The sequence below is a fragment of the Bacillus sp. lyk4-R2A-2 genome (genome assembly GCF_030209735.1).
GTDB classification, from domain to species: domain Bacteria; phylum Bacillota; class Bacilli; order Bacillales; family Bacillaceae; genus Bacillus; species Bacillus pumilus.
In genome coordinates, this window is record NZ_JARVRK010000006.1 from 855,826 (window position 1) to 881,455 (window position 25,630).

Genomic DNA, 25,630 nt, shown 5'->3' on the forward strand with positions numbered 1-25,630 from the left:
TTATAATTATACCGGTACAATTTATCAATACATATATCATTTCAATTAACATATCAAAGAAAAATCGGTATGTGCTATAATCAAAGACAATAAATCGTGAAAACAAAGAGGAATGGCTATGTTAAAGTATCAACAAATTGCGAGCGATATTGAAAAATATATTGTCACCCATGAGCTGCAGCAAGGGGACAAGCTTCCTGTACTTGAAACCCTCATGAGCCAATTTGCTGTGAGCAAAAGCACCATTATCAAATCATTAGACCTACTCGAAAGAAAAGGAATTATCTATCAAGTGAGGGGCAGCGGCATCTTTGTTCGAAGACACAGACGCAAGGGCTACATCAGCCTTTTATCCAATCAAGGGTTTAAAAAAGATTTAGAGGAATTTCAACTGACTTCAGAGGTTTTAATGCTAGACACCATCAAACCGCCTGAAGAAGCAGCGCTTAATTTGAATATTGAACAAGATGAGGATGTTTTTTACCTCAAACGCATCCGTTACATCAATGGACAAACCTTATGTCTAGAAGAATCCTATTACAGAAAAACCATCATTCCCTATCTCAACACAGAAATTGCCGCCGATTCTGTTTTTAAATTCATCAGTGAAGGCCTTGGGCTCAAAGTCGGCTTTTCCGATATGTACTTACAAGTGGGCAAACTGAATGAAACCGAAGCAAAACACCTCGGCCTCAAACAAGACGATCCCGCTCTCCGCGTCGAAACCGTCTTTCATCTCACAAACGGCCAGCCTTTCGATTTCTCGAAAATCACATATAACTACATGCAATCCCAATTTTTTATTCAGGCGAATAATTATTATGGGTGATGGAAAAGACCCCTCATAGCTGAGGGGTCTTTTAAAGTGGACATATTATTTGTAATAGTTATAGTCATTAAACGTTGCTATCATATCTTCTTGCGTTCCTTTTTTCTCACGATTCGTATTAAAATATAACGTTCCGTCATCAAAATCAACAGCTTCTATTTCAAAAAGAGTAAATGCACTGCTCGTAATTCGGAATGAAAGGTCTTTTCTCGTAAACAATTCTTTTGAAAAATCCTTTGTAGGTGTCTCCTTTTGCTCTTTGATCATTTGATTAATATTTAGCGGATATGTGAGAATAACACTCACATTAGAAGCTCCTCCGTTAGTAGCCGGTTTAGATAAAGGTACATATAATGTTCCTTGGTAGAATGAGATTCCTTGAAGAATGTATTTGGACACATCGACCACTGATTGGTTTACAACAGCTTTTGTATAATTTAATGCAAATGTTGCCTCATATTCAAACTGCCCTTTCTTGTCATTGAAATTCCCAATAAAAAAGCGATTGCCAGACCTTACAATAAACTTATCGGTTCCAACAGAATATGTGATGCCGCTAATTGATAAATTCGTCCCTTGGTACTGCAGAACATAGGATTTAGCCACTTTGTACGTATTTTTCTTCGTGTTCACACTTAACTTCACTATCTTTTTTACATACTTTACACCATCGGTCATCGGCGCTACATACAAGCTAACTTGTTCATCACCTTTTTGAGCTTTCACAGCTAGGTCATTCGCATGTCCTAAATCATTGCTAGTACTATTGGTGTCAGAGTTTTTAAGGAGCTTAACAGTTCTTTTGCTAGACGAGGTGTTCATTTTTATCGCGTACAATTGCGTCAGATGGTTTGACGTATTTATTTTTGCAGAATAAATCGTATTATTATTACGATCTACAGCCATCCCTTGCATAGAAGTGTAAAATCCAGAACCAGACATTGCAGAATACGTTGTATACGTGTTGAAGTATCCTGATTGAGCCTGAACAGTAGTAGACCACATACTGCACAAAAAGATGACAGCCATTGAAATGATAATCTTTATTTTTTTCAAAAAATCACGCTCCTATCAATGAAATTTGTATCATTTAGCTATTTAAAAAATCGCCACCCTAAATGAATGGCGATTGAACACTCTACTTTTCAGCCTGAAACTTCTTTATTGTCTTATTACTTTCCGACATGCCTTTCCCAGTGACGGTGAAGTAAAGCTTTCCACCCTTGGCACCTAGTTGTTTAAAAGTGACTTTCACAACCTTGCCTTTAGAAGCCGTTGATTTTCCAATCAGCTTCCCTGATGAATGATAGATTTTGACAACATCTTGTTTCGCTAATTGACTGATCGTGACAACGTCTTTTTTCTTCTTGTTGTTCACGATTGTGATTTGATTGCTTTTTAGCGAAGTAGATGGTTCGCCTTTAAAAGAAATGGCTTGCTTTCCGCTTTCCAGCATCTTATCTTCACTACGCGTCACAAACACTTTGCCGCTCTTGGTCCCTACTTGTTTAACGTACAATTTGATAGATGAACTGTTCGCTGGTTTTGATGTGGCAAGTAGTTTTCCATTTGTTGAGTAAACTTTAATGACATCTTTTTTCTTGATCTTACTCACTGTAATGACGTCTTTTTTATTTTTAAGATTATTGATTTTGACTTGATTGGCTTTTAAAGCATCCGATTTTTCACCCTGATAACGAATGGATACTCGTTTGCTCTCTTTTAAACCAGGCTCTTTCATACTGATATAAAGTGTTCCATTTGTTTGTCCTAATTGTTTCAAGGAAATCGTCATGTTCGAGCTAGATGCAGTTTGTTGAGCAATTGCTTTTACACCAGAAGCTTGTTTAAAGATTTTAATGACGGATTGTTTTTTGATTCCTTTTATCGTCACCGTATCGTTTTTTCCTTTGTTGTTTGTCACTTTCACTTGAGATGATAGAAGTGGAGATGTGACGACTTTTTTAACAGTAACAGCTGGCAGGGCAACCTTTCTCTTTCCACTTTGCAACGTGATGGTCACTTTAGATCCTTCCGTTAATTTCCCTGTTTTTAATTTGAAGTTTTTTCCTGGCGTAATGGCAAACGGTCCATATTTCTTTTTCGTTATGCTTGAGCTGAGTTTCGACATCGCTCTTATTGTGTTATTCGTTGAATCAGTTTGCACCTCTACAACAGCTTGATCACCAAACGTACTAATGCCATTAATGGTATCACTTGAATCATCGATTTCTTCCACAAAAACTTTCTGTACATCTTCCTGAGATTGATCCGTTTCATTTGGGTTATCTGCAATGAACGACTTGACTGTAATTAAGTCACCACCGATTAATTTTGAAACAGGAACATCATAGACGCCATTAGAGTCTGCCTGACCTTCCCCAATGACTCTGCCTTCTCCATCTAAAATATTGATCATACTTTTAGGAGTTGCGGTTCCACCCACTGAAGTTGAAAGCTGAGTAAATGGATCAATAGTTGGGGCCGTTGATCTAAGTCGGAAAGTGGCCTCATGCAAAGCATTATCATAAGAGGGTTCCATCACTTGAAATTCACTTTGATCTAATGCTTTTATTGTGTTTTTGTCCACACTCAATTCAAAGTTGCCATCACCATCTGCAGTCATAGATTGAATGATGTCACTTGATTTTTGATTTTTAAAGACGATCTTTGCATAAGGAATTCCCGTTTGGCCTTTCACTGATTTAGACCATTTTGTCGTAGGAATAAGTGAGATTTTCTTAGGATTAACAATTTTTTTGTAAACGTCGATATTGCTTCCAGTCGTCATTTTCACTGTTAGGAATGTGCCTGCATTTAGGACAGGTAGCTTTAAATGAATGGCATCATTGAATATGCCTGAAGCAATCACTTTGCCATCTTTCATGACCTCTACTTTTGTGTTCTTCACCGTTTTCCCAGTTAGCTCCTGAGAAGTATCATATATCGGATCTAATGAGGTAAAAGATTCCTTGAAAACATACACTTTGTTTGAAGAAAGCTTTGTCCCATTTTGGTCATACGTATCTAACTCCACCGTTTGGCCTGAACTAATGTTCCAAGAAAACAACTTAAAGTTTCCGTTACTATCTGCTTTTGCGTAGTGCATATATTTAGATTTCCAGTTACTCGGAACACCCCAATCTACGAATGCAACGATTGCGTTTGGCGCTGTTTTACCTGTTAGATAATTATCACCATATTGATAACGATCAATCGTTGTTTTCGTTCCACCCTCTGCGGCACTTACATTTTCCTGTATATTGAAAGTTAACATCATCATACAGAGAATAGAAGCTACTATTTTCAGGACTATTTTCATAAAGTTATCCTCTTTTCCTATTAATGTTTTAATATACAAATATTATACATTTTATCCAAAGTAGGAACAAGAGTTAATATCGTGACTAAAGACTTATCTAATTACTATTTTAATAGATACTGTGAATTTCAAACTCTTACATGAAAACTTCCGATTTAAAGTATCAAAAAGATTCATTTTACGAATGCATTGAACAAACTTATGATAAACGTAACAAGAATGTACAGGAGGCTTCATTATATGAGAGACATTAGGGTGTACCATGTCGATGCATTTACAACTGAGAAATTTGGAGGAAATGCTGCTGGGGTCGTGTTGGATGGTGATCTTTTAACGGAGGATGAGATGCAGAATATCGCCAAGGAGTTGAATTTACCGGAATCTGTCTTCTTGCTGCCTGCACATGATAAAGAAGCTGATTATCGGGTCAAATACTTCACACCGACGGAAGAGGTTAATTTCTGCGGGCATGCGACTGTTGGATTGACTTGGCTTTTGGCGACGGAGCTTGGGCTGGCAAAAGATAAAACAGGGGTCGTGTTAGAAACGAAGATTGGCAATGTTCCTGTTGTATGGCACGAAGAAAATGACAAGGTCGTTGATGTAGAAATGACGCAGGTGACACCGAAGACGCGAGATTTTGTCATCGATTTAGAAGAGCTGAGTGACATGCTTGGTGTCAGCAGTGACCGCATTGATCCATCTTATCCTATCAAATTAGCAAACACCGGAAACTGGCATCTTCTCGTTCCGATGAAGCACCAACAGGACATTGACCAAGCGGCACCGAACTTAGCCGCTTTAGGGAAAATGAATAAAGAACAAAATATCACGACGACTCACCTTTATTCATTTCACACCACAAAAGAGGTTGATCTTTACACGAGGGATTTTGCACCTGGGATCGGTATACCCGAAGATCCGGTGACGGGGGCAGCAAACGGAGCATTGGCTGGCTATTTTTATTTAGAGGGTATCATTTCTCAGCAAGAAATCACTCATCTGAACATTGCCCAAGGGGATGCCATCGGCAGACCTGGCATACTTCGTATCACGGTCATTCCGAATGAATCAAAGCCTGTGATCAAAGTGGCAGGCGCGGCGGTTATCACTATTCGCGGCGCGTTGACTTTATAAACCATCAGCTTGAATGGGAGGCATCTCGTTCAAGCTGATTTTACTTAAAATGATCTTTGACCGCTTCGATCCATCTTTTAGCCGATGGGGATGCTGCTTTGAATGATTTGAACGCCAAGTTGATCTCACGATAGACGCTTGTCTCAAGTGGAATGACTTTCGTATGAGACATCTGCGGCGGCAAAATTAATGTCGGAATGATGGTCACTCCGAGCCCTTCTTGAACCATAGAAATGAGCGTATTGTTGTCTCCAATTTCAAACAAAACTTGAGGCTTCACGCCTCTTTCTTTTAATAATTTCTTAATGAGCAGATCACAGCCCGCTTTTGGCATAATGAATGATTCATCATGTAACGAGTCAACTTCTATCACTTTCTTCGTATGGAAGCGATGATCCTCTTGCATGAGCACCACCAATTCATCTTGGAAAAGTGGAACAGTTTCAAATTCTCTTGATGGCTGCGTTAAAAAACCGACATCAACCGTGCCAGACGCAATCCATTCCTCAATCTCCTCATAACCACCTTCATATAACTCTACCTGGATATTGGGATACCCTTTGGTAAAACGGTGAATCAGCTGCGGAAGCATTTTTGAAGAAAAACTAGAGAACGTTCCGATCTTGATACTCCCCACTTCTATCCCTTGAATCAACGCCGCCTCCTGCTCAAGCAATGACGCATGATGAATGATTTGCCGAATATGCGGCATCACCCGCTCACCTGCATCCGTTAACGACAACCCGTTTCGATTTCGCCGAAGCAGCACAACCCCTAACTCTGACTCAAGCTTTGCAATATTATGACTGACTCCAGACTGCGTTAGTCCAAGCTTCTCCCCGGCTTTTGTAAAACTGCCGCACTCGACGACTGTTAGAAATACTTTGTATTGGAATGTGATCAGTTTGGTCACCTCGTATCTTCATATTTTAAATCGAAAAATAACTCAACATGTCTAATTTATCTCAAGATTCAATATTCACCTATAACCACTGAGATATTTTGCTAAATTTATGATACGATAATAGGCAAAAAGACTACAGGGGCTTGCTAAATGAGTGAACTTATTATTGAAAAACGCGATTTTATGACAGATCAAATTCTTTCTTTACGAACAACCGTATTTCATAATCAACCTATTGTCTATATTCTTTATGATGAAAAGAAGAAACCATCTGCTTATATTGGTCAGTCAGTTCAAGCTAGCAGACGTTTGAAAGATCATTTGAAAGACCAGAACAAGAATAAACTAACCAAAACCATTCTGATCGGACATGAACGCTTTCATCAATCTGCCTCTTATAATATTGAGACAAATCTCATAAACTACTTTATTGCAGAAAATCGTTTTCAATTAAAAAATGTTAGCCAAACACGATCGAGGGAGATGCACCATTATTATCAGAAAGACTTTTACAATGAAGATGTCTTTGAAGAGGTGTGGAAGCAGCTTCAACAAGAAAAAATCGTCACTAACTCAATTGAAACATTAAGAAATAGAGACATTTATAAGCTTTCTCCTTATAAGGAATTGTCATCCCAACAAGTAGAAATTAAGAATGAAATTTTGTCTTTTTGTAAAGAGCATATCAAACAGTCAGGGCATCATGTTATTTCGATAGAGGGTGATGCAGGAACTGGGAAAAGTGTTTTACTGAGTTCCCTCTTTAATACAATTCAAGATTTATCAAATGATATGGAATCTGTCTTAAACAAAAAGAACAATTATTTACTTGTAAATCATGCAGAGATGCTTAAAACATATCAAAACATCGCCAAGAGTCTGCCAAATCTGAAGAAGAAACAAATCATGAGACCAACCTCGTTTATCAATCAGATGACAAAGTCAGGTGATATGGCTGATATCGTGTTAATTGATGAAGCCCACCTTTTATTAACAAAAGATGATAAATACAATAACTTCCATTACCAAAACCAACTAGAGGAGATTATCAAACGAAGTAAAATCACCATTGTCATTTTTGATCCAAAGCAGGTACTCAAAATTAAAAGCTACTGGAATGAAAAATTACTCGAGGAAATAACAAACAGATACCATGCCAAGACTGTGAAACTTACAGAACAGATGCGTATGCATGCTGATACTGATACGTTGAAATGGATTGACCAGTTTGTCTCAAAACGATTATTAACTCTGCCTAAAAAACAGGAATCTTTCGAACTCAAAATTTTTGAGAATCCTCATCAATTTAAAACTGCCATTCAAGAAAAAGATAATGAAGTAGGCCTATCCCGCATTGTATCTACCTTTGACTTTTTACATAAAAAAGATGGAGCTGCCTATATCGTAGATGAAGACGGTATCAATATGCCCTGGAATTTTACAAATGATAAATGGACATGGGCTGAACATGCAGATTCAGTTAGAGAGGTGGGCTCAATCTATACGGTGCAAGGATTTGATTTAAATTATGTCGGCGTCATACTTGGCCCTTCTATCAGCTATGATGAAGAAAAGGATGAACTTCTCATTGACACGTCAAATTATAAAGATACAGGTGCATTCACATCAAGAAGTGACATGTCTCCAGAGGAAATCAAACAGGCAAAAGAAAAGATTATACTAAACTCGATTAACGTTCTGATGAAGCGAGGCATTCACGGGCTGTATATTTATGCAACAGATGAAAAATTGAGAAGGAAATTACAAGAGATAAAAGGGGGAGGCAAATATGACTGAGATCAAAGATGTAATACATTCAATTAACCAATTTAGAGATGATCGAAACTGGAGACAATACCATAACCCAAAAGACTTGGCCATCTCAATTTCGATAGAAGCAGCTGAACTGCTTGAAGACTTCCAATGGAAAAGTAATGAAGAAGCTCTTGAGGCGAACGAAGAAAACATCCGAGAGGAAATAGCCGATATCTTAATATATTCACTAATGCTTTGCTCAGATCTTCATCTAAATGTGAAAGAAATAATTGAAGAAAAATTAATAAAAAATGGAGAGAAATATCCCATTGAAAAGTAAGGAAATATGATTCGTTCTACTTATTAATGAAGAAGAGTAAAGTCCTACCACTCTTCTTCATTTCATTATACTTTAAGAGTCTAATTCGTCGTTGCTGACGACGAAGATCTAGACGCTGCTTCATCAGCTTTCACACAATCAATCGCAACAACGAGCGCAATCATCACAGGCTCCATTTCTTCTTTCAAAATATCAACCTTATAGCTGTCACCCCAAGTAAACCATTCCTTCTTCACCTGACCGATCACTTCACCATTCTGCAGTACTTGGAAATTCATATCCCACCAGTTACCTTGTACTTCAATCCCAGCAGCATCAATTGAATATTTTGCTTTAAAAAACGTAAACTCCTTTTTAATCGTCAATATCTCTTGACCATCAACTTCTACTAAAAACTTCGGTAAAAAGGTAAACATTTTCTTCGTAATCACAGCGATTTCATCTCGTTCTGTATTCAAAATGGTAAACGTCTTCGGCATCTTCATAAAGCTGCCTTCGACCACATACACATCGTTCTCCTGCTGATCCTTTACCGTAAACCTGCCGCTCAGACTAAATACTTTCTGCTTCATATAAAGCTGCTTCATATGTACCTCCGATTAAGTTCAAAAATTATCCGTTCTTCCCTTACCCCTGATTATACCAAAAAATAGAATGTACAAAAAACCACCTGCTATCAGGTGGTTTTCGATTACTGATCCATTTTCAGAGATTCTTGTTCATATGTTTGAAAAGCATCTTCCATTCCCATGATAACCTCTTTAATTTTGACATAACCACTTGTGTACGGAATAGAATCTCTAATCTCTTCCCACATAAAATGATAGAATTTCAGGTCATCCGTTTCACACATCACAAAATCTGTGTAATCCTTACCTGGAAGAGCTTCAGCATCAAAAAAGCGCACCGTCACATGTTCCTCATATTTCTGCATCAACTCTTGCAGCGAAGCCGCATGGGTTCTTCGCTCCTCTCGTGGTAAAGCAAGCCAAGATGGATAGAACTCTAATAAAACAACCATCATATATTTCATCATCATACCCCCGATTCTTCTATGATGTGATGATTGTACGTCAGATCTAGAGAATGTGCATTAACATAGGTTAATGTTCAGCAGTATGGAGCAGCCTGCTCAGCGAAATCGGAGAAATACCGATATATGAGGCAATATGATATTGAGCGATACGTTGATGTAACCCGGGATATTTCAATAAAAACGCCTGATATCGCTCAATGGCTGGCAAATATAGCAGTTCCCTCTCACGCTCTTCCTTTCTCGTATACAGCCTTTCTACACTAACCCGAACAAACCGCTCCCACATATGACTTCTGTCCATCAACATTTGAAGCAGATCATAAGGAATTTCAATCACGATAGAATCCTCCATCGCTTCAATCGAATAAGGAGAAGGCTTCCCGTTGATCATACTTGCATAAGAAGTAGCAAAATCATCTTCCAACGTAAAAGCCACATTGTACTCCCTTCCATCCGGTAACAAATAGAAGAGACGGAAGAACCCCGTTATGCAGAAATAAGCATGCTTCACTGGATCGCCAGCCTTGATTATGCGTGTACCTGCTTTTAATTGTTTAATCATTGTTCCATCTTTGAAGGCTTGCCAATGATTTTGTTCGATTGGATACTTGGATATTTTGGTTTTGAAAGTGTCGTAAGGGTCAGTTATTTTGTCCATCTGTAAGTTACCTCTCTAGTAAAGGAAGACTTGATAAAAAATTGTATCAGAAAACACTCAAGCCTACTTGGGATTTTTTTATTATTAATGCTAAAAATAAGTCTGTCACAATACGTGATGCAAAAAAAGTCTCGTTTGAGGGAAATCACTCAAATGAGACTTTTTTTAGTTATTATTTAATACCCATTTACAAAGTAAGCAATGGTTTCTAATTCATCTTCTTTCAGTTCTCTGTTCACGTCATTTTGATATTCTTTCGTGATTTTCTGCTTATCTCCACCACATTGATCAGTGAATTTCGCTATCATCCGAAGTTTGTCTGTTTCCTGACGGTACTCCTCTTTTGTCCACGGTCTTTGATGTGAAGGAATATACGTATCGGCATCAAAATCATCTAACTCATCTAAAAGACGCAATATTTCTTTCACCGTATAATGAACTTTTTCGGCATACATTTTCGGATAAATGCAATCACCTAGGAAAAGAATTTTCTCTTCTTTCACATACACGATCACGGAATCAGCAGCATGATCGCCTCCAACATGCTGCACGACACAAGTAACCCCGCCAAGATCAATTTCCATCCGACGGTCAAACGTGACATCCGGTAAAACCACCTGAATATCTCGATGATCCTTATTTTCTTCTTTTATCGCCTTCGCGCAAAACTCAATCTCCGTTCCTTCCCTCACCCGCTCATCAATTGCCTCCCATCTCTTGTTTTTAGTGTATCCCAAAAACTCTTTTACAGTTTTTCAATAAAAATTAGGCAGCACATGTTATTACCTCCATAAACTTCAATTATATGAGTTCAAGCTATAACAAAAATTCATTTACTATAGGCTTTAATGAATTAATATATTCTCTTACATTAGTTGCAGAATTAACGACCATAACCGAAATCCAATCATTCTCTTTTTAAAATAACCTAATCTCGGGATAGGTTTTTCATCAATCTCATCTTGGTAAAGTTTTGTTGATTGGAAGTTGATTTTCCTTTTATCTATAATAGTTTCACTGTGTTAAAATATAACTTTCCATAACCCTATCACCTTCAGCAGGTATCCTTTTTGTGACTTAAATGTCTTTTTTCTTAGCGTTGGATCATCATTGGATGATATTACAGTTATCGAGGCTGAGTTTGATAGAATCACAGGTAATAGAACCTCCCTAAAGTGAACAATACTATCGTTTAAACTTACCCATATGACATACATTAATGACCGGTGGTTGGTTCTTAATGTCTACACATAAAACTTAAGAATACTCAAGGTCAACTTCTACTAAGAACTGTTTTAATAGCTTGTAAGTATCTTCTTGATATTTTACATTTTTACTATTAGTTTCCTTTACAACTTTTAAATTGACGACAATATTTACTCTTTTTGCAAGACGTTTTTCTTTGCTTCTGTTCAAATATCTAATTGCTCTTCGAAAATATTCATTATTTTTTCTTTCCTTCACATAAAAAATCCCCTAATCCTTAAACGGATTAGGGATAAATAAATCATTCAGTTTAACAAGTTTTATTAGAAATATCTTAGTAGGCAATCTTTATTTCTTCATCATGCTGTATGGAGCGCCCATCATAAAGTATTCTAAGGGGTTTTATTTCCAGCCCGTGCACTATACACTTTTTTAATAACATTGTATAATCTGAATCCTCCTTCAAATGAATTTTTTTAGTGAACGGACTTAAAGATACAAAGTAATAATGAACTTTCTTTCCATCTAGTAATAATTCGTTAATTTTAATAAGCTGTTCTAATGAACGTTCGGAATTAACCTGGGGAAAATATACATCTCTTTGATCTGATATTATTCCTTTAGCCTCGATTATTATTTCCGTATTTCCCTCTGTATCTACCAAATATAGATCAGATTTATATTTATTCTCTAAGACTTTTTCTCTACAAACATTAAAAATGTTATCCTTATATATTTCCCTTCGATTAATTAATTCTTCTATAATAGAATTAACCTTATTTAAATTTAAAATGACAAAGCTTTGTTGAATATTAACTGCAAATAAGGAAAGGCTGGTCCTACTTTTTGAGGATTTGTTCTTCGTTAACAATACCTCACAATCCTTTAAATCAAGGTAATTTTGAATTCTCGAGGAACTAGGAACATAACATTCAACCATTTCATTATCTATTAGGACATTACATAAAAATCTATTTTTATATTCTGATACAAAAATTCCTCTTATTGTTTCCAAATACATTCGCTTCAAGCCCCCCTTTATATCAAGAATAAAGCCCTCACCTTAATTTGATTTGGTAGGGCTTTATTTTTGGTAAATTTCATTATTATCTCTCTTCTATAGCCTTTTATAATATGGAATTAAATCAACAAATATATTAGGGTACTGAGAGTTCCTTAAAATTGAACGAAATTGTTTCATATTACGTACTTGTTCTGCTAATGCATTAATATTATTTCTTGAGGAGCCGCCTTCAAGTTTTTTAGCAGCAGCCTCAGCATGGTTAAAATCATCATTGCCAAGAAATAGCTTTGTTTCTGTACACCCATAGATATCCTGCGGTATGTCTGTTGGAAATTGAGTAGCAATAAGCATCCCAATTCCAAAAGCTCTACCTTCTCTCATAAGCGCTAATAATGCTCTTGATTGGCTAACCCTGTGAGCCTCATCTAGCACAATTGCTCTTGTTAATTTCCGAGGATGTTCCTTTGAGATTAAATAATTGTGAACTGCTAGTATTATTATCTCAGCTACTGCAGCTTTTATTTCATTATCGGGATCAGGAAGTGTAGACAATCTTAAGATGTAACTCCCCTTCATAAACTGATCAAAGTTCATTTTGGGTTTATTTGGGAAAATCCCGATTTGAAAAAGCAAATCAAGACGTCCAATTAATGTAGAATTCCTTCTATCATCTTCATATAGGATTTCTTGCACTTCTTGAAATGTTGGGTATTCATGAACATCTGATTCTTTTGTTGGGATGTTAGGTTGAATTCCCTTTCTTCTAAATGCCTCTACTAGGGCATTCCTCAATTGGGTAGCTTGTTGTACACCAAGATTATATACTCTTTTTAATATCCCTTCTATATGAACAATATGAGTTATTGCTATGAATGTTTTTTCAACTGGATCAATTGAAGGAACTAATGGATTAAAAGGTAATCCCTCTACCATAACATCAAATTTTTCAATACCCTCATTCTCAAGGAAAGCCGGATCGATATAATCATCTTTAAAATCAAATGTTAAGAGTGGAATATTATTAGATCTTAATTCATGTATTAATCCCTTTATTGTTTGTGTTTTCCCTTTCCCAGGATCTCCAGTAATAATGATATTATGATTTGAGAGCGGATTAGCGATATTTCTTCTGTGGTCCCAATAGATTTTTTTATCCCAACCTACCTGTTTACCTAATAATAGCTCTATTTCAGAACGGACCTCAGGGTTATTAATTCCAATATCAGTACTATCGTCTTTCTTTAAATCTGAATCGAGGTTGTCCTCATTATTTGAATTCCTTTCAAATTCAAGATCTTCTGTTGAATCCTCTGAGTTATTGTTTTGATTATCTTCAAATTCAACTGAAGATTCATTTGGTTGTTCTTCAGTTTCGAAATTATCATCTTGATATGAATCTTCAGTCTCAGTTACTTTCTCAACATAGCCTTCTAAGTATTTTTGAATTTCCTCTTCTCCAAATCTAATACGAATTATTGGTAATTGGTAAACCTCCGATGTTTCCCCAGTGGTTTCAGGAGTAAAGGTTTGTTCAGTTATATATATATTCTGATCAAATGCAACCTCAAGTAGAACTAGGTTAATTTTTACTGGTAGCGTTCCATCAATTATTGAATTAAGTGCTTTAATCCAGTTTGGGTCATGCTTTGTGCCTAACTGCAAAGCCTCTCTAAATATTTGAAGTCTCAATAATTCTCTTCTTCTATCCGTAAATAAATCCCCTTGATGGCTCACCATATTATTAATTATTTTTGCAATAGACTTTAGTTGCTCTGCTGCATAGCTATCTAATACGTCTGTTTCATTTGTTGCTTCATAACTCTTTACTTCAAGGATATCGATAGAATAACTGCCATCTTTAGACTGACGAATACCTAAAAAGTCACTTCTTTTATTATCTTTTCTCTTTTGTAACCATCTCCTTGATAGATAACTATCAAGGCTTACAACAATGCTTCTTTCTTCTAAAGAATGATTTACATACCAATTTAGAGCAACTGCTAGGCCCAATAAACCTTTCAAAGCAGTTTCAGAAAAACCATTTTTCCCTTTTTCTGTAATAGTTGTAAAAAGCCCTTCACCACCAACAGCCTGAAGACGTCTTAATAATGTCATTAATCCACCTGTTGTAGGTTTATAATTGAATTGTTTTAGATGTTTACTAAGACCATTAATAATACTATCCTTATGATAGGTATAAACCGTATCACCTGAAAGTTCGACATTCTGGGTTAATCTAATTAAATCTGATTCTTCCATAATCTCTGGTACATGTCCAATCGTGATAACAAATAGAGAAAATGGTAATAGGCTATTGACATCATTAATTGGAGTAGCACTTGCCTCTAGCATACTAAATTCCGAATGATAATTTCCTGTAACCTCGGAAACGATTTTGTGATAAATACCAAAGGGATGTTTTACACCATCTTCACTATTTTGGATACTTCTGGGTTTTAGTGTAATAGTTCCCATCAGTGGATCAGGATGTATCTTATGTGGCACACTTAATGGGTGCAACCTTGTCCCTTCACTTTCAATCAAGCTCACATTCTTTGTCTTTTCCCCTGATATCCCCATTAAATGAACAGGCTTCTTAGAAAGATACTTTTGTAATTGGTCACTATTACGAATACGTAAAACCTCAATATCAGCTTTATTTTCGTAAACTAATTCTTTTAAAACTGGATCGAATGGAAGTTCTATAGCACTTTTTTGTTTTCCAGTTTTAGCAACAATTAATGTAGCCTTTTTAAAGCCGTATTTATCACTAATAAGATCTTTGATAGTTTTAGAGGTAGGGATAGTTGTTAAAGGGTTTACCAATAAAATTCTTAAATTTTGCTTTATAGGTGGATATAAACTCGCTAATTTAACAGCTGCGGTACCTATACTTTTTTGACTTAAATCAGACATTTCTACACTAATTGATCGATATAAAGGTAACGATCCTATACACGTTGAAAAACCCAATTGTTCATAATTTTTATTTAAGCCTGGAGAATATATTGCTAGCAAAGGCTCTGGTAAATTATCTACTTCCAATAGATCAATATCATTAGTTGATAAATCAGAGTCATCTTCTAAGACTAAGTTCGCAAGTTCAACATACTTCCAAATAACCAGAGGATTTAGTCCTGTAAGTAAAACAGAAACTTCATTTTCGGAAACAATTTTTATCGTGTCCAGGGCTAAAATTTCTTTATATATATATTCTGCACCTTCTGGACTTTCTCTGTGCAGCTTTGCATAATGTTCATCAAGATGAGCTAATAAATTCTGATATTTGCTTATGCTTTCTTCTGCTGCTTTCCTTGCACCATCATATGCTATTAACAAGGCAAGGGGGGAAACTGCTAACAAGTCAGCAAATTCCATTAAGTTTGCCCTAGAATTAATATACTCCCTCAAAAGCTCTTCACCACTAAAATCTGATGAAAGATCTCTTGCTCTCCCCATAAATTCTAGAAGTGTTCTAACATTAACGTCATCAAAGTATTCCGATTTGTCAATATAACGACCAAAATTATCTAAAATAACATCAAAATTAATATCTTTAGCATTTATTTTCCCGCCCATTCGGCCATTCTGTACAAAATTTTTATTAATTGAAACTGCTGATTGATCAGGATTAAATTTAACCCGGACCGTTAACCTTTCATGATTAATAACTATTTCTTTTTTATCATATTGACCTTCACTTAATAATCTGCTAGCCTCATCTATGAGCTTCTTAAGAACAGAACCTTCGCTTTGCGAAATTAGTTTAATCGCAGCGTTTGATAAACTTTTAAACGGTTTAACATCTCGACTTGTCCCATTGGAACCATTACCCGTATTACCTTCACCATCAGGTGTATAATCATCATCGTCACCGTCTCCGCCAGTCCCATTTCCAGTTGGGGGGAATCCTCCGCCACCGTTAGGGTCATCGCCACAATTTTCTCCACCTCGAGTACCTGTATTACCAGCAGTAGGGCTCTTCCCCTTACCAGATAAAAGGAAAATAGCATCAGATAATTCCATTTCTGACAATGCAGTATAATCGCTCCTGGTTAAACGGAGATACGCATTATATATCACCTGAAGTTTACTTTTTTTCTCAGGATTATCAGCGTTTTGCTTAATTGTTTTTATCGCATCCTGACGGTCCTCTTCATCAGCCCGTTGAATTTGCTCCACCATTTTAGCATTTTGTATTATTCTATTAATTATTTCATACTTATTAATGTATTTTTTCGTTAACAGTTCCTTATCAGGTAATAAATTTAAAAGAGTGAGAAATTTTCTTGGTTTATCGGTTTCATTTACATTTTCAACATTTTCATCCCCAAATAACTTAAGGTAGTACTCTGTTATACCTTCCAATGAAATGTAAGCAGAAACTCTGTCTGATGAAAGGGATTTCCACAGGTTTTTTTGCGGGTCATTTTGAGCATTATTTGCACCAAATATACAAATTTGTTTAATTAATTCTGTAGGTCCAATATACTGATAACCTCTTTGAATCAGTGAATGTAATCTTTCTTCTTCCTCCCAAACAAATGCCAGTTTAATTGAGTCATCTGGTGCTTCATTTCTTACATCTACTGCATGTGTCGCATTAAATCCAAGCCTATATTCATCCCAGCCGTATTCATTGCACCACTCAATTAATGAATCTTCATTCTCTGTGCTACCAATTAGGCTAACATAGGTATTTTCTGGGTTATTAAAAGAAAATAGAAGTTTTTTTATTGGAATTTCAGGGACTCCTATAATTACCAAACCATAGGCACCGTTCCTAGTTTTATCTATCACCAATTCATTTAAGGCATTTAGAATTAACTCATCTCTATTCATTTAACACACCCCCACCACGAATCATGGCAATATCGTCAGCGTATTCAGTTACATATCCCATTCTTACAAGTTCAGAATTAATTTTTTTAGCATTTTGGGAAGCTTGTTTCGGTGAAACCTGTCTTATACCCCAGTTTGATAATATCTGTGTATCCTTAGTCCCCCTAGCCCCAACTATAATACCATAGGAATTCCATGCTCTATCCCAAAACTCCTCAATTGATACTTCTTTATCTGGCCCTAATAATGAAACAACCAATGTATCTAAAAAACGTGGACCAGGTAAATAATACTTATCTCCTCTACCCTTTTCACGAGGATATACTAGCCCTATGTTTTTTCCAATAAATAAGCAAAGAGATTCAGGATTTGATTTATTTGACTTCCCTTGATTAAAGAAGGAAAATGCAGTTCTTACAAAAGCTTTTGAAAAAGCCTCTTCAATATTACTTGTACCAAGTAAATTCCCTTCGAAGTCGTCAATAAATCTATGCCAAATTAAAGTGTCTTGATTCATTTGTGTTGGAGTAGGGTCCAAATTAGGAAGCAAGGATTTAATTATTTCAATATATTCTTCCTTTGATGAAACAATACCCCATCGATCGTATATTTCTTGTAACAGTCCTTCCTCGTAACCTATTTCAATCCGCTGTCTTCCTCTAGAGAAAGAGGCACGACTTACCTCTCTTATTTCCATTGAGGGTTCGGCAGATGAAAGGAAGATAGGTGCAAGACCTTTTTGCTCTATGTTTGCTTTATCCATACTCCTATTGGTAAGATGCAAATATATAGCAAAGCATCCTAATGTAACAATCCTTTGTAAAAATACAGTTTTATCCAGTCTGTTTTTATACGTTATTAAATTAGAGAATGCTGACTGAATTGATTTTAAATATGGTGATTCCTGTAACATAGCATTTATTTGATCACTAACAAAGGGCTCAGCACCCATTTCCTTTTTTAATAATAGCGGACTTGTTAATAGGAATAAATTATCTTTATTGTCCTTCAACGATTCTCTTAACGAACGAATAACTTCTCCATCTTCAATTCCAGTTAGAACCTCTGCAATAAACTTTCCTGTACCATTATCTGAAGGGTCAGAGGATGTCTGAAGGAAATGAGACAGAGTTGCAGTTGGAGTGAAATTCCCAAATAACGCTTTATCTTGGTTTAATAGTAAATCAAGTGCTGAGCGCAAATCCCCTACCTTTTCTAGTAATTCAGTCTCATCATTTTCTTCTTTTATAAAAGAATCTCTAATATCCACTAAAAACTGCTTATTAGAAACATCTGTACTACCTTTTAGATATCCAGCTGCTGCTTTTTGTAATAGACCAATATTATTCGATCCTCCACTGATACTTCTAAAAAACCCATTAGCAAAATGCACAGGTTTTACATCACGATTAGGGTTAAATCCCCAAACTCGCTTAGCAACTATTGCAATAAATTCGAAAAAATTTAGCACCAGTAATACTTCCCCTTCTGTCCCTGTTCATAGGAGACGTTTATTTCATAATTAGAACCAGATTCAGTATCCTGAACATTTATTTTTACAAAATTATTATTACCTGTACTAATTTGAGAAGACAACTGTGACATAAAGGTTGTAAGTCTCCTCACAATAACTGGATCTTGATATAGATTTGAAATACCACCTTTTATTTTCATAAGAGATAGCCATAGTTCAAGGTCTACATCTAGACCAATAGAAGTTTGTTCATCGACTTTCGGTTTTACTATTAATCTTATGTGTGATGGTTCATATTCGATAAGATTCTCTATTTGCTTTCTAATTTTCGGAATATATATTTCAATTTGCTCTTCATTAATTGACTGACTTGAAATAAAAACTGATGGATCTCGTTTTGACTCGTATTTAAGGCCTGTCCATACTTTTAACTTTCCATCTTCATTTTGTTGTCCAAAGAAGCTAGAAAGAGCTTCAATTATTTTATCTTTAGCCCTTTTACTACAGATCGGACCATCTAATAGGGAATAAAAGTCTTGATAATCCTCAGGTAACATATTCAGAAGATCGTGCCCATTCCCGGATTCAAAGAAATATTTTCGTTTTAAATCATTAAATTCCATTTCATCAAGTTTATAAATTTCAAACTTATCTTCTAACCATTCAATTTTGCGACTGGCTTCCCCATCAAATAACCACATATCCACCAGAGGATGTGTTATTTTAATTGGATCAAAGGATTTCAAATAAAAGTACAATGGGTTTTGTGGATCAAAGACTGCATTAAAGTAAGGCATTATTTTTTCCGAAAACTCTGTTTTTGTGACACCATTCGTTATAATAAATGATAAAAAGCCAAGCAGCATATGCATTGTTACGTGAATTCCACTTTTCGTTAAATAGCCTAGTAAAGCCATTAGCCTATCCCTAACTCGTTGCCTACTTAGCATTGACACATTATACCTCACCATTTTGGGAGCTTTTTCATAGTCAACCTTTTTTAATACTGTATTTAAAGCTTCTTCTAATAAGGATTTAGCCAACACCTGCCGTAAACCAAGGTTAATAACTATCGCATTATAATCCTTATTATCGTCTGTACCATATAGAAAGGGGCGATCTAACTGGATCCTAAGTTCTGATTGCTCTTCTTTAGGTAGCTTTTTCAGAAGCTTTCTTAATGGACCTTCATTTATTGCAATAACAGTCGGAACTCCATTTTCTATGGCATGTTTTAAGTTCTCAATTAAGCTTTCTTCATTAACTGCGCTAGCGTCTAGATGGTAAAATGTTTCACTCGGAAAGAAAGGTAAATATTTTTTTATAATATGAGTTTTTCCATCCCCTGGGCTTCCAACAAGATAAACTCTTTTTTTTGAATTTATAAGTCTTGTTAAACCGGTGTCTAGTTTTGTCTGTATATGCAAAGCTTCTAATTCATTAGATGTTAATTTCTCTGCAAAGCTAGCCCTTTGATCCTTTAATTCCGCTAAGGTTTCCCATGATAATGGTTGTTGGTTTGTCATACTTTCGCCCCCAAATAAATCTAACTGTTGAGAATCATCCTGTTCCGAGACTGAATGAGAATACTCATCAATCTCAGCCTGAAAGTTATTGCTTATTTTCAGGCCCTGATTAGATTTTAACCTTCTTAAAATATCACTTTTCTTTATTCTACCAACATACCACCTGGTTTTCCAATATCTAATAATTTCATTCGTTTCCTTCTCCAGGTCTTTCATATCGTAAATATAACGAGGCTCTTTATCTACTCCAGTTAAGTATTCACTCCAGTTTGTTAATAAAGGTGCAAGATAAACAAGACGTGGGTTTTCATGCTTCTGCAGCTTTCTTAGGCCTAAATGACCAAGGCCTGTGGATATTGATCTCATCTTATAGTTTACTCCGGCTGAGAATGTTGAACTCTCAGGCTTAAGCTCTGGATGGTACTTTAGCAATTCCTGTAAAGTCCTATATGTTTTCGCCGATAAGTGTACAGAGCCAAAGCCTCTTGTCATGCCGACTTGTTTGTAGAATAGTTTTCCATGATTAGCCGGATATTTTATCCGGTTATACTGACTACTTCCGGTATAATAAAGACTCGTTGTTCCCAATAAAGCAAGCTTAGCAGGCTTTATAACACTTTCCCCTTTCTTTCTACTTGCTATCTCACTAACCGCACTTTTATATTTTTCATAATAATCATTTATTACTTTTGGACTCGCCATTAGTAACGAAACTAATTTACCCCCTAAAACTTCATTGTAGGGAGGGACAGCACCGCAGGTTGTTATGTCCATAATTGAGGAGCCCATATGAACTTTCTTAATATTTTTTATTGTATTTTTTAACGCTCTTTTCCCATCCTTTTCAGACATAAGCCAATTGTATTTTTCTGTATAAGAGTTAGTGAAGCTATTAGCCTCATTGAATAGCAGTCTAGCATGCAATAACTCTTCCAAGTCAATTGCTCTTTTGAGCTTATATTCTGGCTTTTTTACATCCTTATCAAAGGCTTTTGTATTTAGAACTCCGTCTGATTTGGCACCATTTAGTCCCTGAGCAATTTTTTTTAACTTATCTAATGTTTCCTTCGTAGGTTGTTTTATTTCTTTATATTCTAATAAATCTTCAACATAAATTTCATTTATTCCTTCTTCAATCCCATCTTCTAAGGCCTTTATTCTTTGCTCTAGTTTTCCATTATTACCAAGAGAATCTATAGACCAACCAATTATATTATCACGACAACTAATTTGTGCAATACTGCTCCCTAGTGCCCCAATGCCGATAATTGGGTGGTACTCCCTCGCTGCATCCCGAATTAAATACAGCATTTGTCTACCTGGCTGGGAACTAAGAGGAAGGGACCAACTATATCGAGCATATCTCCAAATATCCTTTAGCTTCAAATTAGAGAATTCATCCCTTTCATCAGTTGCTAATTGAATATACGGTTCAATTGAATCCATTAATAACTCTTCTTTTATTTCATACGGAGCATTCAGCCTCCGTAAGATATCATTGTACAAATCAATAGGTTTTAAAAAATGATTTAGCACACTAACCTGTTTACCTTTAAACCATCTTGGTCTTTCAAGATCTAATATAAACCTTTTAATAGATGGCTCCTTAATCTGCTCATTTCTCGCTTCCTCTAGCCCTTTTCTAATTCGTTTTTTTATTTCAGGTAAGTCTTTACTTTTCTTAATAGCCTCATCTGGTGAAGTTGCCTGTAAGAACTCCCCATTGAATTTTATTTCCCAACCCTGTCTTACAATATCTAACATAATTTGTAGGAATAATTTAGTTGATAATTGATCCGCAAGTGAAAGTTCTTTATATTCATTACTTATCAGTAATTGATTAACTATTTTTTCAATAGATTCTAATATGCAAGTCTTATTAATTTCTTCGTAAAATTTACTTTTTATCTGTTCTGCCCCAGTTGGCAAAAGGGGTTGCAAATCATAAACTGCCATTTTCACATCTTCTCCTGTCTTTAATTGCCCTGAAAATTAATTCACTGGGGAATAGAAAAAACCTACCACAATTGTGATATTTTTTGATAGGTTTCACATTACACATTATTTAATTATATCATTATTTTAATCCTTAGTCTTAATGCAAAATAATTAGGAAATATTTTTCGCCGTTACTTATGATAAGGCTCCCCCCGCACAATCCGAAACGCCCGATAAACCTGCTCCACCAACACCAGCCTCATCAACTGATGCGGGAACGTCATTTTCGAAAACGACAGTTTCTCATTCGCGCGCTGCATCACAGCGTCACTTAAGCCAAGGGATCCGCCTATGACGAAACATACTTTACTTTTTCCGTATGTTGCTAGCTTATCTATTGTATCGGCTAATTCTTCGGAACTTTTCATTTTTCCTTCGATGGCGAGGGCGATGACGTGGGCGTCTGGGTTGATTTTGCTTAGGATGCGTTCGCCTTCTTTGTCTTTGATGATTTTCATGTCTTGCTCGCTGAGATTCTCGGGTGCTTTTTCGTCCGCGAGCTCAATGATCTCGATTTTCGCGTATGCCTGTAATCGTTTTGTGTATTCGGCTATGCCTTGCTTTAAATATTTCTCTTTTAATTTTCCTACTGTGATAATTGATATATTCACAGGTCATCCCCACCTTAAGAACAAGTTATTCATATAAGTTATCAACAATTGTGGATAAAATTTGTGTATTTTGTGTCCGATCATTCGTTCCCCACTATATATATTGCAGGTTCATCGCACAATTCACAGGTTGTGGATAAACTGTGTGTATGTTCGATTTTTCTGAATTCCGGCGGCGTTTCGTGATCATCTATGTACATGTCTAGTACGGTTTCTATATGTTCTGCACAAGCATAAAATGTTTTGTTCATAAGTTTATTCTTCCTCCAATAGGTTCTCTAGTTATTCACAAGTGTTTCGCTCATTGTCCAATATAACCGATTTATTCACATGTTAATAGTCTTTTACCATTTCCCACACCTTTTATCCACAAACCAAACAAAAAAAGCCTCCACTCCTGTGAAGGCTTCTTCCTATAAAAATGGATTATAAAATCTCGTTCCTCTAACAAATGTAATCACTAGCGACACGATCAATACCACACCAACAAATATTAACGCCACATAATCTGCTTTTTGAAAGTCTTTCGCCATAAACCATGTGCGCTTTTTATGCTTTCCAAATCCGCGCAGCTCCATCGCATTGCTGATCGTTTCAATTCGCTCTAGGCTAGAAAATATCAACGGCATCACAATCGACAACGCATTTTTGATCCGTTTTCCCAGTTTTTCATTCTTCGATAGATCAATCCCTCTTGCTTGTTGAGAAATTGCGATCGTTCGAAAATCCCGCTGAATGTCCGGAATATAGCGCAGAGCAATCGCTACAGCATAAGAAATTCGGTAGCTAACCCCGATTCGGCTGAGCGATGAGGCGAATTCACTTGGATTTGTTGTCACGATAAATAAAAGCGCTGCTGGCATTACGGTCACGTATTTGAGTGTAATGTTCAATTGATAGAAAAGCTGTTCAAGTGTGACGTTGTACCAACCTGCAATGTGAAACAGCTCGTGCTTCGCTCCATAGATGGCGACACCTTGCTGAGGCGCAAAGACGTAAATGGCGATGTTATTGATGACAAGAAAAATCGCCAAGACAATCACTACGAAAGAGATATCACGAAATCGTACGTTTGATAGCTGAAAGAACACGATACTGGCAACTAACATAAACAATAATACGCCTGTATCGTACGTGAGCATCGCTGCGGATGACCAGAGGATAAAGCAAATGAGTTTGGTTGCACCTGTCAGCCGATGAATCGGCGACGGGCGGTCGATATAGGACAGCATGTCTACAGCCATGTCATTCGCTCCTTTCTGTCAACCTCAATGAAGCGATCCACGAGCTCATTTGGATTTGGCCAATCTGCTTTCAGTGCCAGTTCATACAGCGACGTTTCCTTTAAGCTCGCCTTTTGGACAAGCAGCTGATCTGTCAGCACTTTAGCAGGTGTATCATCTGCGATTTTTTCTCCATCAGAAATGACAATAGTTCTTGTCGTATATTCAAGCATCAAATGCATATCATGGGTGATCATCAAAATCGTGACACCCTGCTGATTTAATTGCTCTAAAAACGTCATCATCTCTGTGTAATGTCTAAAATCCTGTCCGGCGGTTGGCTCATCTAAAATAATGATTTCTGGTTCTAATACAAGAATTGATGCGATCGTGACACGCTTTTTCTGTCCAAAGCTGAGGGCTGAAATCGGCCAGTTCCGAAATGGATATAAGCCGCACACTTTCAGGACCCGCTCCACCCGTTCCTTGATGTCGTCTTCCTTTACGCCTCTTAAAACGAGACCAAATGCGACTTCATCAAAAATCATTTGTTTTGAAATCATTTGATTTGGGTTTTGCATGACGACGCCGATTCGTTCGGAGCGCTGTTTGATCGTATCTCCTGTGATGTCATCGCCATTTAGATGAATGGTCCCTTTTGTTGGCTTTTCAAACGCGCAGAGCACCTTGGATAGTGTTGTCTTGCCTGCGCCATTGGCTCCTGCGATGCTAATCATTTCTCCTTTTTTGACGGTAAAAGAGATGTTGCTCAGCGTGTTTGGTCTTGTCGGATAGTCAAAGCTCAACTCACGCACTTCTAGTAGATCCTGCGCTGCATTCTGGTCGACTGAGGGCTCAGACGCTTCCATCCACTGCTCGATTTTCATTTTTTCCTCATCATTTAAGGTAAGATGCTGTAAATTTGCAATCTGATCTCCGGGTGTAACTGAAATACCTGCATATTTCATGGCTTTTACATATAAAGGCTCACGTAAATACGCCGCTTCTAATACATTTGAGGCGAGCAATTCATCTGGGGTCATATCCGCTGCAATCGTTCCTTCATTGACAACGATGATGCGGTCCACATGGCGGAAGAGGACGTCCTCTAATCGGTGCTCGACCATCACGACGGTTTTTTTTGTTTGTTTTTGTAGTCGATCAATGAGATCGATCACTTCTTTACCTGTTGCGGGGTCAAGACTTGCAAGTGGTTCGTCAAACAGCAAAATGTCGACATCGTTGACAAGTACGCCTGCGATGGCGACACGTTGTTTTTGACCGCCTGACAGCTCATGTACAGATGATGCCAACTTGCCGTCTACCTCTGTTAATTTTGCCGCTTCTTCGACACGTGCTTTCATTTCTTCGCGTGTGACTTGATCATTTTCAAGTGTAAATGCGATGTCTTCTCCAACGGTCAGCCCGATAAATTGTCCATCAGGGTCCTGCAGCACCGTTCCGACGAGCTGTGAAAGAGAGAAAATGTTTTCTTTTTCTGCATTTTTCCCGCCGATGTGAAGACTTCCTTCCATAGAACCTTTATAAGACGCAGGAACTAGCCCATTGATGCAATGGGCTAGTGTGCTTTTTCCCGATCCAGACGGGCCTGCGATGAGGACTTTTTCGCCTTCATAGATGGTCAGGTTGATATCTTTCAATGTCGGTTCTGCCTGACTGCGATATTGGAATCCGAAATGTTCGAATTGAATCATCGGTTTCTTCATTTATGTGTTCCACCTTGC

The 25,630-nt window shown here is 36.8% G+C and carries 20 protein-coding genes; 4 read left to right on the top strand and 16 right to left on the bottom strand.

What is annotated here, in order from left to right; translation table 11 throughout:
* Positions 1-118: 118 nt before the first annotated feature.
* On the top strand, positions 119-829 hold the full coding sequence (locus QRN39_RS15205; protein ID WP_050944627.1) for a GntR family transcriptional regulator: 711 nt from the start codon (positions 119-121) through the stop codon (positions 827-829).
* 45 nt (positions 830-874) lie between these two features.
* Here the strand turns inward: QRN39_RS15205 and QRN39_RS15210 are convergent, their stop codons facing one another.
* Together QRN39_RS15210 and QRN39_RS15215 are read right to left on the bottom strand one after the other, a co-directional pair.
* Positions 875-1,885: a hypothetical protein gene (locus QRN39_RS15210; protein WP_284907557.1), complete on the bottom strand. Its 1,011-nt coding sequence runs from the start codon at positions 1,883-1,885 to the stop codon at positions 875-877.
* A gap of 82 nt (positions 1,886-1,967) precedes the next feature.
* Positions 1,968-4,151, bottom strand: coding sequence for an Ig-like domain-containing protein (locus tag QRN39_RS15215; RefSeq protein WP_284907558.1), 2,184 nt, complete (start codon positions 4,149-4,151; stop codon positions 1,968-1,970).
* Positions 4,152-4,391: 240 nt separating this feature from the next.
* Between QRN39_RS15215 and QRN39_RS15220 the strand changes: the two genes are divergently transcribed.
* Positions 4,392-5,288, top strand: coding sequence for a PhzF family phenazine biosynthesis protein (locus tag QRN39_RS15220; RefSeq protein ID WP_284907559.1), 897 nt, complete (start codon positions 4,392-4,394; stop codon positions 5,286-5,288).
* A 40-nt stretch (positions 5,289-5,328) separates the two neighbouring features.
* On the opposite strand, the gene QRN39_RS15225 is transcribed toward QRN39_RS15220, so the two are convergent.
* A complete protein-coding gene (locus QRN39_RS15225) occupies positions 5,329-6,201 on the bottom strand; it encodes a LysR family transcriptional regulator (RefSeq protein WP_284907560.1) in 873 nt (290 codons plus the stop codon).
* A gap of 141 nt (positions 6,202-6,342) precedes the next feature.
* On the opposite strand from QRN39_RS15225, the gene QRN39_RS15230 reads away from it, so the two are divergent.
* Entirely contained in the window at positions 6,343-7,989 is a 1,647-nt protein-coding gene (locus QRN39_RS15230) for a DUF2075 domain-containing protein (RefSeq protein ID WP_284907561.1), read from the top strand.
* Entirely contained in the window at positions 7,982-8,287 is a 306-nt protein-coding gene (locus QRN39_RS15235; RefSeq protein ID WP_284907562.1) for a nucleotide pyrophosphohydrolase, read from the top strand. Before QRN39_RS15230 ends, QRN39_RS15235 begins: the two co-directional genes overlap by 8 nt.
* Before the next feature lie 80 nt (positions 8,288-8,367).
* Here QRN39_RS15235 and QRN39_RS15240 read toward each other — a convergent pair whose 3' ends face one another.
* From QRN39_RS15240 to QRN39_RS15300, 13 genes are all read right to left on the bottom strand, one after another.
* Positions 8,368-8,874, bottom strand: coding sequence for an LURP-one-related/scramblase family protein (locus tag QRN39_RS15240; RefSeq protein WP_284907563.1), 507 nt, complete (start codon positions 8,872-8,874; stop codon positions 8,368-8,370).
* A 104-nt stretch (positions 8,875-8,978) separates the two neighbouring features.
* Entirely contained in the window at positions 8,979-9,320 is a 342-nt protein-coding gene (locus QRN39_RS15245; RefSeq protein ID WP_284907564.1) for a darcynin family protein, read from the bottom strand.
* Between the two features lie 70 nt (positions 9,321-9,390).
* The gene (locus QRN39_RS15250; protein ID WP_284907565.1) at positions 9,391-9,981 is read right to left on the bottom strand and encodes a Crp/Fnr family transcriptional regulator; all 591 of its coding nucleotides are present in this window, start codon (positions 9,979-9,981) and stop codon (positions 9,391-9,393) included.
* A 176-nt stretch (positions 9,982-10,157) separates the two neighbouring features.
* Entirely contained in the window at positions 10,158-10,673 is a 516-nt protein-coding gene (locus QRN39_RS15255) for an MBL fold metallo-hydrolase (protein WP_284907567.1), read from the bottom strand.
* Positions 10,674-11,238: 565 nt separating this feature from the next.
* Positions 11,239-11,445 (bottom strand): hypothetical protein, encoded by a 207-nt coding sequence (locus tag QRN39_RS15260; RefSeq protein WP_284907568.1) that lies wholly within the window; start codon positions 11,443-11,445, stop codon positions 11,239-11,241.
* 76 nt (positions 11,446-11,521) lie between these two features.
* Positions 11,522-12,208, bottom strand: a complete 687-nt coding sequence (locus QRN39_RS15265; protein ID WP_284907569.1) for a DNA/RNA nuclease SfsA — start codon at positions 12,206-12,208, stop codon at positions 11,522-11,524.
* Between the two features lie 96 nt (positions 12,209-12,304).
* The gene (locus QRN39_RS15270; RefSeq protein WP_284907570.1) at positions 12,305-17,053 is read right to left on the bottom strand and encodes an ATP-binding protein; all 4,749 of its coding nucleotides are present in this window, start codon (positions 17,051-17,053) and stop codon (positions 12,305-12,307) included.
* Complete coding sequence (locus QRN39_RS15275) at positions 17,046-18,524, bottom strand: hypothetical protein (protein WP_284907571.1); 1,479 nt, start codon at positions 18,522-18,524, stop codon at positions 17,046-17,048. The genes QRN39_RS15270 and QRN39_RS15275 overlap by 8 nt, the downstream gene beginning before the upstream one ends.
* On the bottom strand, positions 18,518-22,009 hold the full coding sequence (locus QRN39_RS15280) for a Druantia anti-phage system protein DruA (RefSeq protein WP_284907572.1): 3,492 nt from the start codon (positions 22,007-22,009) through the stop codon (positions 18,518-18,520). Before QRN39_RS15280 ends, QRN39_RS15275 begins: the two co-directional genes overlap by 7 nt.
* A gap of 173 nt (positions 22,010-22,182) precedes the next feature.
* On the bottom strand, positions 22,183-22,662 hold the full coding sequence (gene rlmH / locus QRN39_RS15285; RefSeq protein ID WP_058013232.1) for a 23S rRNA (pseudouridine(1915)-N(3))-methyltransferase RlmH: 480 nt from the start codon (positions 22,660-22,662) through the stop codon (positions 22,183-22,185).
* A gap of 80 nt (positions 22,663-22,742) precedes the next feature.
* Complete coding sequence (locus QRN39_RS15290; protein ID WP_065215011.1) at positions 22,743-22,913, bottom strand: CxxH/CxxC protein; 171 nt, start codon at positions 22,911-22,913, stop codon at positions 22,743-22,745.
* A 162-nt stretch (positions 22,914-23,075) separates the two neighbouring features.
* The gene (locus tag QRN39_RS15295) at positions 23,076-23,906 is read right to left on the bottom strand and encodes an energy-coupling factor transporter transmembrane component T family protein (protein WP_226804525.1); all 831 of its coding nucleotides are present in this window, start codon (positions 23,904-23,906) and stop codon (positions 23,076-23,078) included.
* Positions 23,897-25,612, bottom strand: a complete 1,716-nt coding sequence (locus QRN39_RS15300; protein WP_268459930.1) for an ABC transporter ATP-binding protein — start codon at positions 25,610-25,612, stop codon at positions 23,897-23,899. Before QRN39_RS15300 ends, QRN39_RS15295 begins: the two co-directional genes overlap by 10 nt.
* Positions 25,613-25,630 lie beyond the last annotated feature (18 nt).

What these genes read in the sequence shown, in the direction of transcription:
- QRN39_RS15230 (WP_284907561.1), top strand. Translation starts at nt 6,343, where the DNA reads ATGAGTGAACTTATTATTGAAAAACGCGATTTTATGACAGATCAAATT.
- QRN39_RS15215 (WP_284907558.1), bottom strand. Translation starts at nt 4,151, where the DNA reads ATGAAAATAGTCCTGAAAATAGTAGCTTCTATTCTCTGTATGATGATG.
- QRN39_RS15295 (WP_226804525.1), bottom strand. Translation starts at nt 23,906, where the DNA reads ATGGCTGTAGACATGCTGTCCTATATCGACCGCCCGTCGCCGATTCAT.
- QRN39_RS15300 (WP_268459930.1), bottom strand. Translation starts at nt 25,612, where the DNA reads ATGAAGAAACCGATGATTCAATTCGAACATTTCGGATTCCAATATCGC.
- QRN39_RS15280 (WP_284907572.1), bottom strand. Translation starts at nt 22,009, where the DNA reads ATGGCAGTTTATGATTTGCAACCCCTTTTGCCAACTGGGGCAGAACAG.
- QRN39_RS15270 (WP_284907570.1), bottom strand. Translation starts at nt 17,053, where the DNA reads ATGAATAGAGATGAGTTAATTCTAAATGCCTTAAATGAATTGGTGATA.
- QRN39_RS15235 (WP_284907562.1), top strand. Translation starts at nt 7,982, where the DNA reads ATGACTGAGATCAAAGATGTAATACATTCAATTAACCAATTTAGAGAT.
- QRN39_RS15250 (WP_284907565.1), bottom strand. Translation starts at nt 9,981, where the DNA reads ATGGACAAAATAACTGACCCTTACGACACTTTCAAAACCAAAATATCC.
- QRN39_RS15245 (WP_284907564.1), bottom strand. Translation starts at nt 9,320, where the DNA reads ATGAAATATATGATGGTTGTTTTATTAGAGTTCTATCCATCTTGGCTT.
- QRN39_RS15290 (WP_065215011.1), bottom strand. Translation starts at nt 22,913, where the DNA reads ATGAACAAAACATTTTATGCTTGTGCAGAACATATAGAAACCGTACTA.
- QRN39_RS15240 (WP_284907563.1), bottom strand. Translation starts at nt 8,874, where the DNA reads ATGAAGCAGCTTTATATGAAGCAGAAAGTATTTAGTCTGAGCGGCAGG.
- QRN39_RS15220 (WP_284907559.1), top strand. Translation starts at nt 4,392, where the DNA reads ATGAGAGACATTAGGGTGTACCATGTCGATGCATTTACAACTGAGAAA.
- QRN39_RS15265 (WP_284907569.1), bottom strand. Translation starts at nt 12,208, where the DNA reads ATGTATTTGGAAACAATAAGAGGAATTTTTGTATCAGAATATAAAAAT.
- QRN39_RS15205 (WP_050944627.1), top strand. Translation starts at nt 119, where the DNA reads ATGTTAAAGTATCAACAAATTGCGAGCGATATTGAAAAATATATTGTC.